At 40.2% G+C, this 17329-nt stretch carries 21 protein-coding genes; 4 read left to right on the top strand and 17 right to left on the bottom strand.

Features of this window, described 5'->3' with window-relative positions; translation table 11 throughout:
• Positions 1–85: 85 nt before the first annotated feature.
• The 5 genes from B7700_RS05215 to B7700_RS05190 form a co-directional block, all read right to left on the bottom strand.
• Positions 86–490, bottom strand: a complete 405-nt coding sequence (locus B7700_RS05215) for an immunity protein (RefSeq protein WP_084887557.1) — start codon at positions 488–490, stop codon at positions 86–88.
• On the bottom strand, positions 487–651 hold the full coding sequence (locus tag B7700_RS05210) for a hypothetical protein (RefSeq protein ID WP_084887555.1): 165 nt from the start codon (positions 649–651) through the stop codon (positions 487–489). The genes B7700_RS05215 and B7700_RS05210 overlap by 4 nt, the downstream gene beginning before the upstream one ends.
• Positions 652–1339: 688 nt before the next feature.
• Positions 1340–1696 carry a hypothetical protein gene (locus tag B7700_RS05200; protein ID WP_084887551.1) on the bottom strand — a complete coding sequence of 119 codons (357 nt, stop codon included), beginning with the start codon at positions 1694–1696 and terminating at the stop codon, positions 1340–1342.
• Positions 1697–1799: 103 nt separating this feature from the next.
• Complete coding sequence (locus tag B7700_RS05195) at positions 1800–3137, bottom strand: sensor histidine kinase (RefSeq protein WP_084887549.1); 1338 nt, start codon at positions 3135–3137, stop codon at positions 1800–1802.
• Between the two features lie 13 nt (positions 3138–3150).
• Complete coding sequence (locus B7700_RS05190; RefSeq protein ID WP_084887548.1) at positions 3151–3888, bottom strand: response regulator transcription factor; 738 nt, start codon at positions 3886–3888, stop codon at positions 3151–3153.
• Between the two features lie 295 nt (positions 3889–4183).
• Between B7700_RS05190 and B7700_RS05185 the strand changes: the two genes are divergently transcribed.
• Entirely contained in the window at positions 4184–4513 is a 330-nt protein-coding gene (locus B7700_RS05185; RefSeq protein ID WP_084887546.1) for a helicase BlpT, read from the top strand.
• A gap of 62 nt (positions 4514–4575) precedes the next feature.
• Here B7700_RS05185 and B7700_RS05180 read toward each other — a convergent pair whose 3' ends face one another.
• Entirely contained in the window at positions 4576–5625 is a 1050-nt protein-coding gene (locus tag B7700_RS05180; protein WP_084887544.1) for an ABC transporter permease, read from the bottom strand.
• Positions 5622–6353, bottom strand: a complete 732-nt coding sequence (locus B7700_RS05175; protein WP_084887542.1) for an ABC transporter ATP-binding protein — start codon at positions 6351–6353, stop codon at positions 5622–5624. Before B7700_RS05175 ends, B7700_RS05180 begins: the two co-directional genes overlap by 4 nt.
• 67 nt (positions 6354–6420) lie before the next feature.
• On the opposite strand from B7700_RS05175, the gene B7700_RS05170 reads away from it, so the two are divergent.
• The 3 genes from B7700_RS05170 to B7700_RS05160 all read left to right on the top strand — a co-directional run bounded on the left by B7700_RS05170 (position 6421) and on the right by B7700_RS05160 (position 7853).
• Positions 6421–6831, top strand: a complete 411-nt coding sequence (locus B7700_RS05170; RefSeq protein WP_001278317.1) for an HIT family protein — start codon at positions 6421–6423, stop codon at positions 6829–6831.
• 9 nt (positions 6832–6840) lie between these two features.
• Complete coding sequence (locus B7700_RS05165) at positions 6841–7122, top strand: hypothetical protein (protein ID WP_060627131.1); 282 nt, start codon at positions 6841–6843, stop codon at positions 7120–7122.
• A 77-nt stretch (positions 7123–7199) separates the two neighbouring features.
• Positions 7200–7853, top strand: a complete 654-nt coding sequence (locus tag B7700_RS05160) for a hypothetical protein (protein WP_084887540.1) — start codon at positions 7200–7202, stop codon at positions 7851–7853.
• 78 nt (positions 7854–7931) lie between these two features.
• Here the strand turns inward: B7700_RS05160 and dnaJ are convergent, their stop codons facing one another.
• The 10 genes from dnaJ to glnR form a co-directional block, all read right to left on the bottom strand.
• On the bottom strand, positions 7932–9068 hold the full coding sequence (gene dnaJ / locus B7700_RS05155; RefSeq protein ID WP_001066308.1) for a molecular chaperone DnaJ: 1137 nt from the start codon (positions 9066–9068) through the stop codon (positions 7932–7934).
• 198 nt (positions 9069–9266) lie between these two features.
• Positions 9267–9899, bottom strand: coding sequence for a DJ-1/PfpI family protein (locus B7700_RS05150; RefSeq protein ID WP_084887538.1), 633 nt, complete (start codon positions 9897–9899; stop codon positions 9267–9269).
• 304 nt (positions 9900–10203) lie between these two features.
• Complete coding sequence (gene dnaK / locus B7700_RS05145) at positions 10204–12027, bottom strand: molecular chaperone DnaK (protein WP_000034661.1); 1824 nt, start codon at positions 12025–12027, stop codon at positions 10204–10206.
• Positions 12028–12286: 259 nt separating this feature from the next.
• Positions 12287–12811 (bottom strand): nucleotide exchange factor GrpE, encoded by a 525-nt coding sequence (gene grpE, locus B7700_RS05135; protein WP_084887535.1) that lies wholly within the window; start codon positions 12809–12811, stop codon positions 12287–12289.
• Between the two features lie 26 nt (positions 12812–12837).
• Complete coding sequence (gene hrcA / locus B7700_RS05130; RefSeq protein ID WP_000255759.1) at positions 12838–13872, bottom strand: heat-inducible transcriptional repressor HrcA; 1035 nt, start codon at positions 13870–13872, stop codon at positions 12838–12840.
• 160 nt (positions 13873–14032) lie between these two features.
• Positions 14033–14545: a DUF2812 domain-containing protein gene (locus tag B7700_RS05125; RefSeq protein WP_084887625.1), complete on the bottom strand. Its 513-nt coding sequence runs from the start codon at positions 14543–14545 to the stop codon at positions 14033–14035.
• A gap of 34 nt (positions 14546–14579) precedes the next feature.
• On the bottom strand, positions 14580–15155 hold the full coding sequence (locus B7700_RS05120) for a DUF2812 domain-containing protein (RefSeq protein ID WP_084887533.1): 576 nt from the start codon (positions 15153–15155) through the stop codon (positions 14580–14582).
• Positions 15155–15475, bottom strand: coding sequence for a PadR family transcriptional regulator (locus B7700_RS05115; RefSeq protein ID WP_045612791.1), 321 nt, complete (start codon positions 15473–15475; stop codon positions 15155–15157). The genes B7700_RS05120 and B7700_RS05115 overlap by 1 nt, the downstream gene beginning before the upstream one ends.
• A gap of 113 nt (positions 15476–15588) precedes the next feature.
• On the bottom strand, positions 15589–16935 hold the full coding sequence (glnA, locus tag B7700_RS05110) for a type I glutamate--ammonia ligase (RefSeq protein ID WP_033676218.1): 1347 nt from the start codon (positions 16933–16935) through the stop codon (positions 15589–15591).
• Between the two features lie 36 nt (positions 16936–16971).
• Complete coding sequence (gene glnR, locus B7700_RS05105) at positions 16972–17328, bottom strand: transcriptional repressor GlnR (RefSeq protein WP_000659548.1); 357 nt, start codon at positions 17326–17328, stop codon at positions 16972–16974.
• Position 17329 lies beyond the last annotated feature (1 nt).

The raw sequence follows: 17329 nt of genomic DNA, 5'->3' as shown, positions 1-17329 counted from the left end.
TTTTGTTGCAACTTTAACAAGTTTAGTATTACTGTTTATTAATTTTTTTCATCCTAATCTTAAATTGTAAAAACTTCATTAGCCCTTACTTTTTATAATACTTCAAGCCCCAAATGAGTAGAAGCATAATAATCAAGCAGAGAACAGCGCCAATATAAGCGATTAGTTGTTGGTAAGATTCTCCTGCTGTGACACCTCTATACAAACAAATAATAGACATAAAGCCTGTCAAGCCGATATACATGAGTTGATTGGTTCTAGGGCTAACCAAATCATCATCTTCAAACTCTCTTATTCTCATTTCCCTAGTGAGGTAAACCGTAACCAAAATAGAAGCCAAGTTAATAACCACTAAGAGAAATTGGAAAACTAAGGAAAAATTTAAAAACTGACGAGATAGAAATAGATAAGTAGAGACAAGTAAAGGCAACTGACCTAGGAACAATCTCGCAAAGAAGATGTTCCGTTTTTTAGCAAGAAAAGTTTTCATTTCTTTTCTCCTTTCTTTTTCATGATAGCAAAATAAATCATCACTGCAATCACATAGGCTATGGTATAAAATAGATGATACCAAGCACTCTCCCTAAGCGGATAAAGGAAGATGGACATGATTAGATACAAGATGAAAATAACAAGTATTTTTTTCTTCATAAGATTTCCTCCTAAATGTTTGTTGAGCTAGAACCTTTACACTGCTAGTATAGCACTCATTTTGACCTTGGATCACTCAAATCACGAATGGTCATCAAAACATCTTGAATTGTAAAAAATTTAAAAGCAAGCATGAAAAACATACTTGCCCTTTACACCGTATTGATACCAACTTAATTTGTAGATTTTTTATCCTGCTATCACATATCATTTTGACAGGCGAAACAATATTAAAGAAACTCCACTGTAGATTAAACTAGCGATAAAAAATCTTTTTATCTAATTAGATCTATCTTTATTCTTCTTTGGAGATTTTAAAATTTTTTCCCTAATTAAAGAAGTAATAAAAGAAACAAACATGCCAACAACAAAAACAATAAGAAAACTTTTGAAATCCATAATTACCTCCAAGTACAGTTCCTCTACTTACAGGCTCAAGCCTTTAAGCAAGCATAATAGCCAATGGTAACATTGTTTTTGCATTCACGAGGAATACTCTTTTTATTTTCGTCCTATTACAACCTTAATAAGGTTAGTATACTACTATTTTTTAAAGTTTTCCATCCAAATCATAAATGGTCATCAAAACATCTTGAATTGTAAAAAATGTAAAAAGCAAGCATGAAAAACATGCTTGCCCTAGGGGAACTTACCAACGTAAAGATCCAAAATCGAAAGCTATTCAGCCTTACTTCCGTATGTTCTTATATATTCTCATAATCGCAACAAGGATAGCAGCTGTCCCACTTGCCAAAGCGATAAAGGTAATGATAATGTTGAGGATTTCAGGCGTACTCCCTATTCTGTTGATAAGACGGAGTAGGGATATAACTGTCAACTGAATCAGGAGTATTGATTCTACCCTTACCAATGAAGTCAGTTGATTTTCAACCGCATATAAAAAGGCTGGTAGTAAAACACAGGCTATAGCAATCACAAACAGATTGCTCCCTGTTTCTTCTCCCTTGTTCACCACGGAAAACATGAGAAGATTCGATGCTATAATCAACGTAGAACAGATGATAAAAAAGGATTTCTTATTCATTTAATATACCTCGCATACTATGGTAAAAATCAAACTGGACAAAGACAAACTTTATCTGTTAGCTTCTGCCAATTCTTTTTTCACAAATTTTCTAATAATAAATCTACAGCAAGTGAACCGTTAAAACCTGACGAAAGACTTGATTTTGACAGGTGGTATTGAGACTGGTATTGGGATGACTTTCCACAATTTTCATAACGGTATAGAGACCAACTCCTCTCTCCTCTCCTTTAGAACTTGCTCCAAAGGAGAAGATTTCAGAAATATCGATGCTCTCTTCTTTGATGGAGTTTTCAATGATAAAGGTCTCCTGTTCTCCATTTTTTAAAAAGGCGATTGAAACGTGAGGTTGACTGGCCTCTGCACTGGCTTCAATAGCATTGTCACAAAGGATAGACACAATAGTCAGAAAATCAAGCAGGCTCATCCCCTCAACCTGAATCTCCTCAGGAACTTCGACATTAAAGACAATCTTCTTATCCCTAGCTTTTAGAAATTTCCCTGCTAGAAGGCTTTTGAGGGCTTTATCACGAATATTCACCAATCTGCCCAGGTCATATTTATTGTCCTGCAATTTTTCACTAGAATCCTTTAAGACCGAGTCGTAGACCTCTTTTATCTGATCCATATCCTCCTCTTCAATGCCCAGACGTAAGCTGGTCAAGAGGTTGGTGTAGTCATGGCGAAAGCTCCGTACTTCCTTATAAAGTTCCTCTATATGCCGACTATATCGCTCCATATCTCTGTAGCGCAAGGCCAGCTCTTGGTCCAGTCTCTCATGGAGTTTGTCCTTCAAATAGGAATCCAATTTCTTGATAATCCCCATAAAAAAGAGGAGGTAAAACACTAGAATCAGATGGCGAACAGTCTTTGATTGGATATCGTATGCATATTCAAAGTAAGACAGATTTTCCATGACTAGAAAGTAAGCCCCCATTATCCAGTTAATCTTAGTCAGTGACTGTTGAAAACCTTTATCGAGAAACTCCTTTCTCAATCTAGTAAAATCATAGTCCAACCATTTCAAAAAGACTAATACTATGAAGCAAACGAATAGCATAATCAACAAAAAGAGAGGATTTCCATCTCCATCTACAATCCCTTGCCCCAAAAACGGAAACACAAAATAGGAAACACTTCTGTAAAAGAGATCCATCAATACAATTGGAAAGAGACCATAAAAGAAAAGGAGTTTTTTAGGAAGCCCTCTTAACAGTAAGAAAGATAGACATATACCGAACAAAGGTTCTATAAAATAGGACAAATATTCACTTACATCCAAAAATTGAAAAGTCGCAAAAATGGCCCCTAGAAGAAATTTCAGAAGAAAAGCTTTAAAAATCCTCTCAAAAGTGAGACCAATTCCATCTACCTTAAAGAAAATGACAATTTCTAGTCCATTAATAACAAGAAAATACAACAATATCCAAGCAATGTTCATAAACTCTCCTAGCTCAGTGTAATTTATTGATGGCTTCAGACACTTCCCTGACCTTATAACGCGCAATCATACAGCTTCCGCCATTGGGAAAGTAAAGAAGTTTTTCTTTCTTATCCAAACGAACCACATTGGCAGGATTGATGAGAAAAGAGCGATGGCACTGCAAGAGACGGGGTTCCTGCTTAAAAACCTCCTCTAAACTCGCTGTAAATTCCAGCCTGTCCGTCTTGGTATAGAGAATAACACGATGGGCTCTGGGCGATGTTTCAAGATAGTAAACCTCTTTAAAAGGATACTGGAATTGGGCAAATTTTGATTTAAAGTAAAAGCAATCTTCCGCCAGACTTTTACTGTCTTGACTATTGGCATAGAGGAGGACTGTCTCGATACGAGATTCAAACTCCTCTGCCGAAAGGGCCTTATCAATATAGTCCAGAGCAGACACTTGGTAGCGAAAGGACAGGGGCATAAACTCCGAGTGAGTCGTCACAAAGACAATCAGGGCATAGGGGTCTCGATCCCGAATCTTTCTAGCCACTTCCAGCCCCTTCATCTCTTCATTTCGAATCTCAATATCCAAAAAGAATAGTTGATGGGCCCCCTTCTCATGCACCTCTGCCAGCAGTTGGTCTGGCTTGCCAAAGACTTCAAAAGAACTGGGAGTTATATGATGCTCCTTTAAGAGTTTCTCAATCGTCGTTTCAATTCTAGTCTGTTGGGAAAAATCATCTTCTAAAACAAATATTCTCATCTTCTTACTCTCCTTGTTTCGATTTCTTCCTAAAAAGAGAATAGCAAAAATACTATGATACAAACCCACCAAATCCTAAACAGGCCTTCAACGCTCCTGAAAGGTAGCTTGTTCCTCAAATAAGCATGATAATCTTACAACTATTTTATCATAAAATTTTAACAGTACCATTCAGGAAATTTCAAGGACAATTAAAGATTTGAAGCTGTAAAAAACTCTAAAAATGATAGACTAACAGTATCAAAACACAGTTGCTAGAAACAAGACTGGCACCCAGATTAAAGGAGGATTTCTCATGACAGATACAGACCCTATAAAAAGAGCTCAAACCTTGATTACTGACTTAAACAAAGCCTATCAAGCATGCAAACAGGCAACCGCTGACGACGTCCGCTTTCAGGAGCAATTAAACTCTATTCTTAGCTTTCTAGCCAAGGCTGAGACAGTGGATAATCGAGTCTTGATTGAATTGGAAAAATTTTACCAGACTTCCAGTCTTCTCATGGGACTCAGCGCTCTTGATCCAGATGCTCCTACTCGCGCTGCTTGGCGGGCCTATGACCGTTTCCACTTTGACCAAGTCAAGACCAAGTTGAGTCTCTACGGACCAACAATTCTCTTGTAGAAAATAAAAGAAGCTGAGCTAGAGTGAACTCAACTTCTTTTTTAGTATCATATAAGCAAGTTTTAGTCCTGCATCTGACGTTTTACCTGATAAGGTAAGTACAAGACTAATAAAACCAAACCAGCTCCCAGTAAGGCTAGAAGGGCTATTTTTTCTTGGAAGGTAATCAACCCAACAACTAATTCCACTACTAAGACCAAACTGGTCAATCCTCGGACTACCGCCTGCAAGCCTTTTTCCTTTTGCCCCTTGTCCAGCGGAAAGAGTTGGGTCAAATACTGGTAGTCAAAGGCATGATAGAGGGCCAGCAACTGGAAGAGCAGGAGGTAGTTAAAGAGAACCACCACTGCTGTCGCAATCCAAGCTTGCTCGATAAAGACCTGCGCCAGTATGGACAGCAAGAGAAGACGAAGACTGAGGGAAAAGTGGTCTCCATTTCGTAGATAAGAACGCAGATAGAGATTTTGCCAAATCTTTCCAGGCACCTTCTGAACAACCTTTAGGATAAAGTCCAGATAGGCACGACGCTTGACGCTGTTTGAAATTCCCTTTACCTGGGTAAAGAGGGCAAAGAAACGAAGTAAGACTTGCTTGCGCTTGCTTTCTTGGGAAATGACATAGTCCCAGTTCAGTCCAGTTTCAGTAAAAAATTTACTGGCCTTTTGACGAAAGAGGAAATATTTACCTAACCCAAACAAAAGCACATAGATTAGGAAGACAGGCAAGCCATAACCCATTGCCAAAAATAAAGGCGCAAATAACAGCAAGAAAAGGGTCTGGACAAAGAGCCAAAAGACTAGGGAAATGCCAGTTTGACGCTTAAGATGGAGCTTGATTTCCTCTTCTCCGACCAAGAGAAAGAGCTTGTCTGGAGCCTCCATATAGGTGGCAATTCCTCCCCAAAGCAAAAGCAAAACAGAGGTAATTCCTACAAACAAAAGGATAGGCCAATGATTTTCAGGAAAATGTTGTAAGAGTTGACTGTACTGGTAAGCTAAAAACCCCAGCAGGACAAGCAGGAACAATACAAAGTGGTCATTGAGAACATAGCGCAAATAACCAAGACACTCCTTACGAAAAGCCTGCTTTCTCTTTAAAAACAAGTCTTTCATAGCTCCTCCTCTTTGGTCAGAGCCAAGTAAATATCATTTAAACTAGCCTCAGGCATATCAAAGGCTTCGCGCAGTTGCAGGAGATTCCCCTTGGCACGCACCTCTCCCTTGTGGAGAATAACAAAGGCATCACACATCTTCTCCGCCGAATCCAGCACGTGAGTACTCATGAGAATAGACTTACCCTTTTGCTTTTCCACTTCCAAAAGCTGAATCAAGTCAGCAATAGCCAGCGGATCGAGCCCAAGGAAAGGCTCATCCACGATGAAAAGACTTGGATCCACCACAAAAGCACATATAATCATGACTTTCTGCTTCATCCCTTTTGAAAAATAAACAGGAAACCAGTCTAATTTCTGGTCCAGACGGAACATTTTTAACAGAGGTTCCACTCGCTCAAAAGCCACTTTCTGCTCAATACCATAAGCCATAGCAACCGTTTCGATATGCTCTCTGAGGGTCAATTCCTCATACAGGCTAGGTGTCTCAGGAATGTAGCCAATTTGCTTGCGGTAGCTCGTTGCATCTTCTTGCAGGGTCAAGCCATTGATATTGATGGAACCACTATAAGGTGTCAAGAGACCAATAATCTCATTAATAGTCGTCGATTTCCCAGCACCATTGAGACCAATCAGACCGACCAACTGCCCACTTTCAACAGTAAAGGACACATCTTTCAAGACAGGGACATGGACATAGCCACCTGTCAGGTTTTTAATTTCTAACATATTTTCTCCAAATCTGGTATAATGTAGCTATATTATATCAAAATTCAATACAGTAGAGGTAGATTTTATGTCAGATTGCATTTTTTGTAAAATCATTGCAGGGGAAATTCCTGCTTCAAAAGTATACGAAGATGAGCAGGTTCTTGCCTTTCTTGATATCTCTCAAGTGACACCAGGACACACCTTGGTCGTGCCCAAAGAACACTATCGCAATCTTTTGGAAATGGACGCTACTAGCGCCAGCCAACTCTTTGCCCAAGTACCAAAAGTAGCTCAAAAAGTCATGAAAGCTACCAAGGCTGCTGGTATGAATATCATTGCCAACTGTGAAGAAATCGCAGGGCAAACCGTCTTTCATACCCACGTTCACCTCGTGCCTCGCTACAGTGCGGACGATGACCTCAAGATTGATTTTATCGCCCACGAACCTGACTTTGACAAACTTGCTCAAGTCGCTGAAACTATCAAAAACGCCTAAGGAGTTGCTATGAAATTATCCAATCTACTGCTATTTGCAGGAGCTGCAGCTGGAAGTTATCTGGTTACAAAAAATCGCCAAACCATCACGGATGAAGTCTTGAATACCACTGACCGCGTTCAAGCTATCAAGGATGATGTGGATATTATCCAAAATAGCCTGCAAATCATCGACCAACAAAAAGAACTCATCAAAGAATACCAAGAAGACCTCACCTACAAGTTTAAGGTCTTGGAAAAAGATATCCAGACTCGAATGGCGCTTCTCCAAGAAGAAAAAGCAAGGAAATGAAAGTCTCCAACTTTACTGGAATCCCCTTAGCTACATTTAGGATTACTAGATCCTAACAGAATAGAAAGGGAATAATCATGAAAAACTTCTTAAAAGATCTGGCTAAGATCATCCTGATCCCTTGTGGTTGCCTTACCCTTCTTGCCGCCCTAGCATTTCTACTACTATTCTTTACTTTCAGAGCCTCACCGAGTGACATCCGAAAAGGGAACGAAGACTTAAAACAAATCTTTACCTCCCTTGACATGCCTCCTAAGAAAGTAAAATCAAATGGAAGATATAAATACGAAGGTGGGGGCTTAATTTTTTATGTTACTTTCTCAGATGAGGTCATCAATAGTCACCCTGTCCTAAAAGAAAGTCCAAAACTCACCAAAAACCAACTCGAAGTCTATGTCGTACTGACAGGAGATATCTCCTACTATAAAGTAGGGGATAACTTGTTCAATCATGGTTTATTGCAATTTTTAGAGAAGGAAAGTAGGAATTATTTACAAGAAATCGGAAAGAAACCAAATCCTGATTACTCAGTTCTATATTGGAAGGATCAGGAAAGTCTAAAAAAGGGAATTGCTTTCTATGAAAAAGCCTTGACTTTGGTGGATATTCAGGATAACTCAGCAATCAACCATATTGATACCGTTACCATTAAGCCTGGTAAGGAAGCAGAATTCAAGCAACTTATCCAGGAGATGGATGCAGCTGGCTTGCTCAAGCAAAAGTATAAATAATAGGCTAACTGGAAAATGATTTTTCGACGCTAAATCTTCAAAGACAAGACAAAAAGAGCCCAACGGCTCTTTTTACTTTTATTCTCCTTCAAAAGCATCTTTAATATGGTCAAAGAAGCCTTTTTTCTTTGGATTGACTTTTAAATCACCCGCAGCTGCGAATTCTTTCAAGGCTGCTTTTTGGCGGTCGTTCAAGCCTGTCGGTGTTACGACATTGACGGTAACGTATTGGTCACCAACTGCACCACCACGAAGGCTCGGAGCTCCTTTTCCACGTAGACGGAATTTCTTACCAGTCTGAGTTCCCTCTGGGATAACCAATTCAACATCACCATGAACCGTTGGGATATCAACTGTATCACCAAGAGCTGCTTGGACAAAGTTAAGGTTCAGATTATAGAAGATAGTGGTTCCTTCACGTTCAAATTTGTCGCTGGCTTCCACAGAAACCACTACATACAAGTCACCATAAGGTCCACCGTTAAATCCAGCTTCACCTTGACCCGCTAGGCGAATTTGTTGACCAGTTTCCACACCAGCAGGGATTTTTACATGTACACTATGGGCTTGTTTTTCATGACCTGTTCCGTGACAAGTGGTACATGGATCTTTGATTTCTTTTCCGCGACCATGACAGACGTCACAGGTTACTTGGCGACGCATCATACCAAGCGGAGTCTGCGTATCGACGTTAATAACACCAGCGCCATGACAGCGTCCACAAGTGACTGGACTTGTTCCTGGTTTAGCGCCTGAGCCATTACATGTACTACAGCTTGCTTCACGATTGTACTTAACCTCTTTTTCAGCTCCAAAAATAGCTTCTTCAAAGGTCAAATTCACACGGTATTGGAGGTCATCCCCCTGACGAGGAGCATTTGGATTGCGCGAAGCACCGCCTCCGCCGAAGAAACTTGAGAAAATATCCTCAAAACCACCGAAGCCTCCTGCCCCATCGAAACCGCCGAAACCACCAGCTCCACCAAAACCACCGTTGGCTCCAGCAGCACCGTATTGGTCATAGGCAGCACGTTTTTGGTCGTCACTCAAAGTCTCATAAGCTTCCTGAACTTCCTTGTACTTTTCCTCAGCACCAGGCTCCTTATTGATATCTGGGTGATATTTTTTCGAAAGCTTACGATAAGCCTTTTTGATTTCGTCTGCCGAAGCGTTTTTTGACACCCCCAGACGATCATAAAATTCAGTATTGTTCATACAAGATACCAAGACCGTAAAATTCGACTGAAAAATAGGAAATCTGACGCTGGAGCGATGCTCCTAGACAGATTTATCTTTTTTCCGAGAATTTAGGTCGGGTTCAATTCCTTTCTTTTATATTGAGTTAGAAATTCTGGAACCCGTGTTCAATTCCCTGAACACCTTTGTTCCTTTCTATAATTTTCATGTAAATCTTTAGAGGCTGTTTTCTATACTCTGCTTCACTTGATTAAACTCTTCATCTGATAGAGTAAATATCAAATCCTCTTCAGCATACTCGTTCTGTTCTTTAAAATAGTTGTCCGTACTCTCTGCCAACCCTAAACCGAAAATCACTTTTCTTGCAAACTCTTGATGTGCAAAACCAATAGCCGTAATGATTTGTTTATCTTGGACAAGAACTTTCGGTTGGAAATTCTCACGTGGAAGAAATTCAAAATAGTCAAAGAAGTTTTGCCAAATTCCACCTGTAAATTTCGTGTTGTTCAACAAGCCTGCTTTCGCCAATAAAAGAGGCGCTGAAGAAATAGCTGCAATTAGGATATCTTGCTCATTAAGACTTCTCAAAAACGAGATCAATTTCTCATCTTGTAGAGCAGGACCTATATTTACCATTCCTGGCAAAATCACACAAGAATAATCTTCTATACGGATCTGATCCAATATTTTCGTCGGTTGACAGGGCAAACCATCCTCAGAGACCACCATCGAATTCTTAGAAGCTACATAATCAATCGTGATATCAAAAGACAGAGCTAAAGTACTTGTTAAAGTGGTTATCTCATAAAGAGAGAAATTAGGATAAATGATACAAAGTACTTTTTTCATACGCAACATCCTCTATTTTATCGAAAAACAGAGGCTGGGTTGCAACCTCTGGATTTCTTCCTATCATTACGACGTTCAAAAATAAAGTCGATTATACTTTGTTTTTGAACTAGTAAGGAGTTTAGACAAGTCACCATAGCTATTGCCGCAGAATGACAATCACTTTAGTGATTAGTCATTCTTAACGAGTTAGGCTTAACTGAGTTTCGGCTAAAAACTTCGGAAAAAAGATAAGCCATCTTTTGTGCATCGCACAAGGCGATGGCTTCCTATTTTTCTTTCGTTTTCTTAACGCCTCAACATCTTACTTTTCAGTAAACTCTCCGTCTACGACGTCATCGCCTGCGTTTCCTGTTGCTTGTGCGCCTTCTGCTCCTGCTTGAGCTTGTTGGGCTGCTGCAGCTTGTTCGTAGAGTTTAACAGCAAGGCCTTGAGCTTTTTCGTTCAATGCTTCAAGTTTTGCTTTCATGTCGTCCAAGTTGTTATCTTCTTGCGCTTTCTTAAGGTCATCAAGGGCAGCTTGGGCAGCATCACGTTCTGCATCGAAGCCTTTGCCTTCAGTTTCTTTGATTGTCTTTTCAGTCGCAAAGATAGCTTGGTCTACTTCGTTACGAAGGTCTACTTCTTCTTTACGTTTCTTATCTGCTTCAGCGTTTGCTTCTGCATCTTTCATCATGCGGTCAATTTCTTCATCAGTCAAACCTGAGTTAGATTGGATGACAATAGTTTGTTCTTTTTGAGTTCCAAGGTCTTTAGCCTTAACAGAAACGATACCGTTCTTGTCGATGTCAAATGTTACTTCGATTTGAGGAATTCCACGAGGTGCAGCTGGGATATCTGTCAATTGGAAACGTCCAAGAGTCTTGTTATCTGCTGCCATTGGGCGTTCACCTTGAAGAACGTGGATATCAACGGCTGGTTGGTTGTCTGCTGCTGTTGAGAAAACTTGTGATTTAGATGTTGGAATTGTTGTGTTACGGTCGATGAGTTTTGTGAAGACACCACCCATTGTTTCGATACCAAGTGACAATGGTGTTACGTCAAGAAGGACAACGTCTTTGACATCACCAGTAATGACACCACCTTGGATAGCAGCACCCATAGCAACTACTTCATCAGGGTTTACTGATTTGTTTGGTTCTTTACCAGTTTCAGCTTTAACAGCTTCTACAACGGCTGGGATACGAGTTGAACCACCAACAAGGATAACTTCATCGATTTCTGACAAGCTCAAACCTGCATCTGAAAGGGCTTGACGAACTGGAACTTTTGTACGTTCTACAAGGTCACGAGTCAAATCGTCAAATTTCGCACGAGTCAAAGTCATTTCCAAGTGAAGCGGTCCAGCCTCACCAGCAGTGATAAATGGCAAGCTGATTTGTGTTGAAGTTACACCAGAAAGGTCTTTCTTCGCTTTTTCAGCTGCATCTTTCAAACGTTGCATTGCCATCTTGTCAGTAGACAAGTCAATACCGTTTTCTTTCTTGAATTCTGCTACCAAGTGGTCGATGATTTTTTGGTCAAAGTCATCACCACCGAGTTTGTTGTCCCCTGCAGTTGACAATACATCGAAGACACCGTCACCCAATTCAAGGATAGAGACGTCGAATGTACCACCACCAAGGTCAAATACCAAGATTTTTTCTTCTTTGTCAGTCTTGTCCAAACCGTAAGCAAGAGCGGCTGCAGTTGGTTCGTTGACGATACGTTCTACTTCAAGACCAGCGATTTTACCAGCGTCTTTTGTCGCTTGACGTTGAGCATCGTTGAAGTAAGCTGGAACTGTGATAACTGCTTTAGTTACTTTTTCACCAAGGTAGTCTTCAGCGTAGCCTTTCAAATATTGAAGAATCATAGCTGAGATTTCTTGTGGAGTGTATTCTTTTCCGTTAGCAGAAACTTTTTCAGAAGTTCCCATTTTAGATTTGATAGAGATGACTGTATCTGGGTTGGTAACTGCTTGACGTTTCGCAGCATCCCCAACGATGATTTCTCCGTTTTTGAATGAGACTACAGATGGAGTTGTGCGGTTTCCTTCTGGGTTTGCGATGATTTTGCTTTCAGTTCCTTCAAGAACTGCAACTGCTGAGTTTGTTGTACCTAAGTCAATACCGATAATTTTAGACATGTGTTTTTCTCCTTGTTATTTTAATTCTAATTTTGATTTTTTTGATATTCCCCTTAAGTGGTGGGGACGTGAGCAACTCCCTACGGGATTTCATCACTTATTTTTGAGCCTATTGTCTCAAAAATCCCCTGTTTCAGTAGCAAAAGCTACTGAAACTTTCACCACGGCGTGCAATATCTTCCTTGCAAGCCTCCGGCTTGCTTTTTATCTTTCTTTCATAGTTTAGTGTCGTTTCGGACAAGTTTTTAAGATTTCTAGCTTAGCTATAAACTACTACCATGGCTGGGCGAAGGATGCGGTCATGGAGTTTGTAGCCTTTTTGGAAGACTTGGGCGATGGTATCTGCTGGGTGGTCATCGTCTGCTGGGAGAGTTTGGATGGCCATATGGTAGTTATGGTCAAATTCACCGTCAGCTGCGATTTCTTCGATTCCTTCTTCTTTCAAAGCATGAATCAAGCTTTCTTGCACCATTTCCAAGCCCTTCTTCACATCATCTGTCAAACCTTCAACTGCGAGTGCACGCTCAAGGTTGTCCAAAGAAGGGAGAATCGCTTTTGCCAAGTCCTGGCTACGGTAACGTTGCAAGTTTTGACGCTCTTCATTGGCACGACGTTGGATATTTTGCATTTCCGCATGAGCACGAAGGTATTTATTTTCGAACTCATCTGCACGTTCATTTGCCAAGTCCAACTCAGACTTTTCAGGAGTTGTTTCTTCAGCTGTTTCCACAACTTCCTCTTCTTGAACTTCTTCTACTTCTTCATTTTTTATATCTTGGGCCATTTTCGCCTCCTTTAATGATTTCAATCTTAATGTACTTCGTAATGATTACTGCTGAGGTAGCGGTAAAAATCTGTCAACTTCATGGTCAAAACACGATTGACTACATTGACTTGGTTGATTAGTTGCTGATAATCCAGATTAACTGGACCGATAATGGCTAGAATTCCAACTCCCCGATAAGGAATGAGGAACTTGCTACTAATCACCGCTAGGTCAGCTAGACAGGACTCTTGACTGTCTGCAACACGGACGTTTTGCATCTGATCTTCACGTAACCCCTCACGAATCTCCAGAGCTACCTTTTGCGGTTGATCAAAGAACTGATAAGCTGCTAGATTGGCAAAATTCAAGAGATTGACCTTGCCCGCCACCACAATGTTTTCGTTGAACATTTCCTTAAAGATATGTTCAAAGAGATCGATAACATTATCCGTTGTTGTAAAGTAACGCTGGATAATCTGCGGAATCTCCGTCCGAATCTTGTAGTGAATATCTAGAACGGTGTGGCCGAGGAAACGTTCCTGAATGATGCTCTTCAGTTTCAGCAAATCCTCCTGCAAAAAGTTCCTTGGAATCAGAAACTGACTGGTAACCGTTCGTGACTCGTCTAGGGTAAATACTGCCAAGGCTGTATGTTGGCCCAAAACAACGATATCAAAGGCTGTCAAACGTTGCCTGCTCGGCTCAACATCCAGTGCTACTACCGTACAGCCACTCAAGTCTGTCAGTAGGTTAGCAGCCTCTTGCAGAATATCCTCCAATTTGAAGAATTCCTGATCAAAGGCTTTGACAATCTCATATACCTCATTTTCAGCCAATCGGTCAAAATCAAGTGAGTGTTTCACATAGTACTGAAAACCAGCAACACTTGGCATCCGACCACTTGAAGTATGAGCCTTCTCAAGCAATCCTTGCTTTTCTAAAGCCGCCATGTCATTACGAATGGTTGCACTGCTAGAGTTAATAGACTCTTGCAGGGCTTTGGATCCGACAGGTTCGTGCGTTTTGGTAAAGATGTCAATAATCAGATTTAAAATATCCTGCTGACGCTCTGTAACCACCTCATCACTCCTCTCTGTCTGATTGATTAGCACTCGACACACTCAAGTGCTAACTTATGATTCTATTATACACCCTTAGAAGAGAAAGTCAAGACAAAAACTCAAAAAATTAGCACTCTTTTACCAAGAGTGCTAAAAATCAGTCTGAAGACCTAGAGCTTTACCTTCCATCTACTCGGTATTTCTTTTTAAGTCTGAAAAAACCATGGATTAGATAAGAAATCATTAAAGCATATAAAAGAAAAATAACGAAGAAAGACATAGAAAGTTCTTCTTTAAATAAACTTATACAAACAACCAAACCACCTAAGAAAGTAGCTGCACATGAACGAAGTCTATATCGCATGACTTCCCATCTGCTCTCCTTAGCCATATAGACTTGATCCTCTGGAAGTAAATCAGAAGACGATTTACGAAGAATTGAACAAAAACCTGCTTCTATTAATTCCCAACCTCTATCTCTAAAATCTTGTAGTTCATGCTTATATTTTTTAAGAAATCTAGAATCATAGATACAATAGATGACATCGTCTGGTTGACATTGGTCAAAATAGAACAAACCAAAACGACTCCTTCTATACCTCCAACCTTTCAAGTGCATCTCATGTAAATATTCTTCTTTCTTATCCAAATCAACAATGGTGAAAATCCGAAATTGCTTTTTATTTATCATGACTTCCCCTCCAATTTTGAGCATACCTACCCTATCATAAATCTGATAATTCCTTCTTTTTATGCCATAACTTCCAGCTAATATAGGCAACTATTAACAAAAGGATTAAAGACAAGAAAATATCTAGCCCGACCGCAAATAAACTCCATAGACCATACGCATTACTTTTATTGAGCAACTTAAGTAAGAATGGTATATGTATGGCTAGCAAAAGTAAAACAGGTACTAATCGCAGTCTTAAAATGCGATTAACCATAGCTAACTTCCCGGCCGCGTCATTATAAATTTCAAACTCTGCATCCGATTCAATTTCAGAATGTACTTTTCTAAAATAGGAAAAACTATTAAAGTCTGTAATATGCTCCCAGCCACAGTCTTTAAACAGTTGTAAATAGGAAGCTCTCTCTGATTTTTCCATTGGGTAAAAGTCCAACTGATAAGACACTTGCTCAGGGTGACACTTTTCAAAGGTATACTTAACTGCAAACAATAAGATAGAATAGCTTACTTTCCTAAGTTTCCAGCCCTTAGCATGCATTTCTCTAAAGTATAGAGCCTCTCTCTCATAATCCGCAATTGTAAAAATTCGATAAACAATTTTCTTTTCCATCATCCTTCCTCCCGACTGTTTCTATAGAGCCGTTCAATACGTTTCAATTCAATATCTAAGACTTTTCGTCCCAAGTCTGTAATCTGATAGATTTTCCGTTTTTCCTCTTCTCGGACAAAGAAAATCAAACCATCCTTTTCCATTTTTGACAAGGTTCCATACATAGTTCCAGGACTAATCGAAACTTGCGAATCTGTCATCTCCTTGACCTTTTGCGTAATACTATAACCATGACCTTCCTTTTGCAGACAGAACAAGATATAAAAACCCGTTTCCGTCATGGGAAGATAAACTCGACGAATCTTATCCGTTAATTCCATTTGTAGTCACCTCCTATCCAGTTCGATATATCGCACTTCGTTATATAAAATATATCACACCTCGATATAAAACGCAAGAAAAAAGATCACCCACAGGCAATCTTTCTTCTATATTAGTAAAGGTCTAAATAATTATCAATTTCCCATTGTGAAACGAAGGTTGCATAACTTGCCCATTCGATTCGTTTAGCTTCAAGGAAACTAGTATAGATATGTTCTCCAAGAGCCGCTCTGACAACTTCATCTTCAGTCAGAGCTTTCAAAGCGTTGTGAAGGGTTGATGGAAGGTCTGTAATACCAGCTTCCTTGCGCTCTTCTGCTGTCATGATGTAGATATTTTCTTCGATAGGAGCTGGTGCTTCGATTTTATTTTCAATACCATGCAAACCAACTTCCAAAAGAACAGCCATAGCGATGTAAGGGTTCGCCATTGGATCCACTGAACGCAACTCAAGACGAGTTCCCATACCACGTGAAGCAGGCACGCGCACAAGTGGCGAACGGTTACGACCAGCCCAAGCAATGTAAACAGGCGCTTCATAACCTGGAACCAAACGTTTGTATGAGTTAACCGTTGGGTTCATGATAGCAGTATAGTTGTAGGCATGCTTGATCAAACCGCCAAGGAAATGGTAGGCCGTTTCTGACAACTGCATTCCTTTTGGATCATTTGGATCAAAGAAGGCGTTATTCCCTTCTGCATCAAACAAGGACATATTACAGTGCATACCTGAGCCAGCAATACCAAATTTTGGCTTCGCCATAAAGGTTGCGTAAAGTCCGTGTTTGCGAGCAATGGTTTTAACAACAAGTTTAAAGATTTGAATCTTATCACAAGCACGGAGGACTTCATCATACTTAAAGTCAATCTCATGTTGTCCAACCGCAACCTCGTGGTGACTCGCTTCTACTTCAAATCCCATTTTGGTCAAGACATTCACAATCTCTCGACGTGTATTGTCCGCAAGGTCCGTAGGCGCCAAATCAAAGTAGCCACCCTTGTCATTCACTTCAAGTGTTGGGTCTCCATTTTCATCCAACTTAAATAGGAAGAATTCTGGCTCTGGCCCAAGGTTGAAGGACTTGAATCCTACTTCTTCCATGTGATGAAGAGCACGCTTCAAATTACCACGAGGGTCACCTGCAAATGGTTCACCTTCTGTTGTATAGACATCACAGATCAAACCTGCAACACTTCCATTTTCATCTCCCCACGGGAAGACTGTCCATGTATCCAAGTCTGGGTACAAGTACATATCCGACTCATTGATACGTACAAAACCTTCAATAGAAGATCCATCAAACATAGCCTTATTTGACAAGACTTTATCTAACTGTTCATCTGTAGCAGGAATTTCGACGTTTTTCATGGTTCCCAAAATATCTGAGAACATAAGACGAATAAAGGTAACATTTTTTTCCTTGACTTCACGACGAATATCTGCAGCTGTGATTGGCATGAGTTTTCTCCTTAATGTATGACTACTTGCGGTTGCCTAACCGCGACCAAAAGGTGACCGTACTGAAGCAAAGCGACCCTGTTGGAGGAGTTCATTGTGAAGTGCACGACGTACTTCAGTCTGACTAACCGCTTTCTTGGATTTCGCTTCACGTTCAGCATATTTTTTCTTAATGGCAGCGATATTATAACCTTCAGAGATATAATCTTTGATTTCAAGCAGACGATCCATGTCATTCAAGGAATACATGCGACGGTTTCCTTCGTTTCGATCAGGCTTAATCAACTCTTGATCTTCATAATAACGAATCTGACGCGCCGATAGATCGGTCAACTTCATAACACTGCCGATAGGAAAAACAGCCATATTTCGGCGAAATTCTTTTTCCTTCATT

Origin of the sequence: Streptococcus mitis (assembly GCF_002096755.1) — a bacterium.
Classification (GTDB): Bacteria; Bacillota; Bacilli; order Lactobacillales; family Streptococcaceae; genus Streptococcus; species Streptococcus mitis_AC.
Note: the sequence above shows the minus strand (reverse complement) of the source record. Positions and strands in the feature narration are given on the sequence as shown.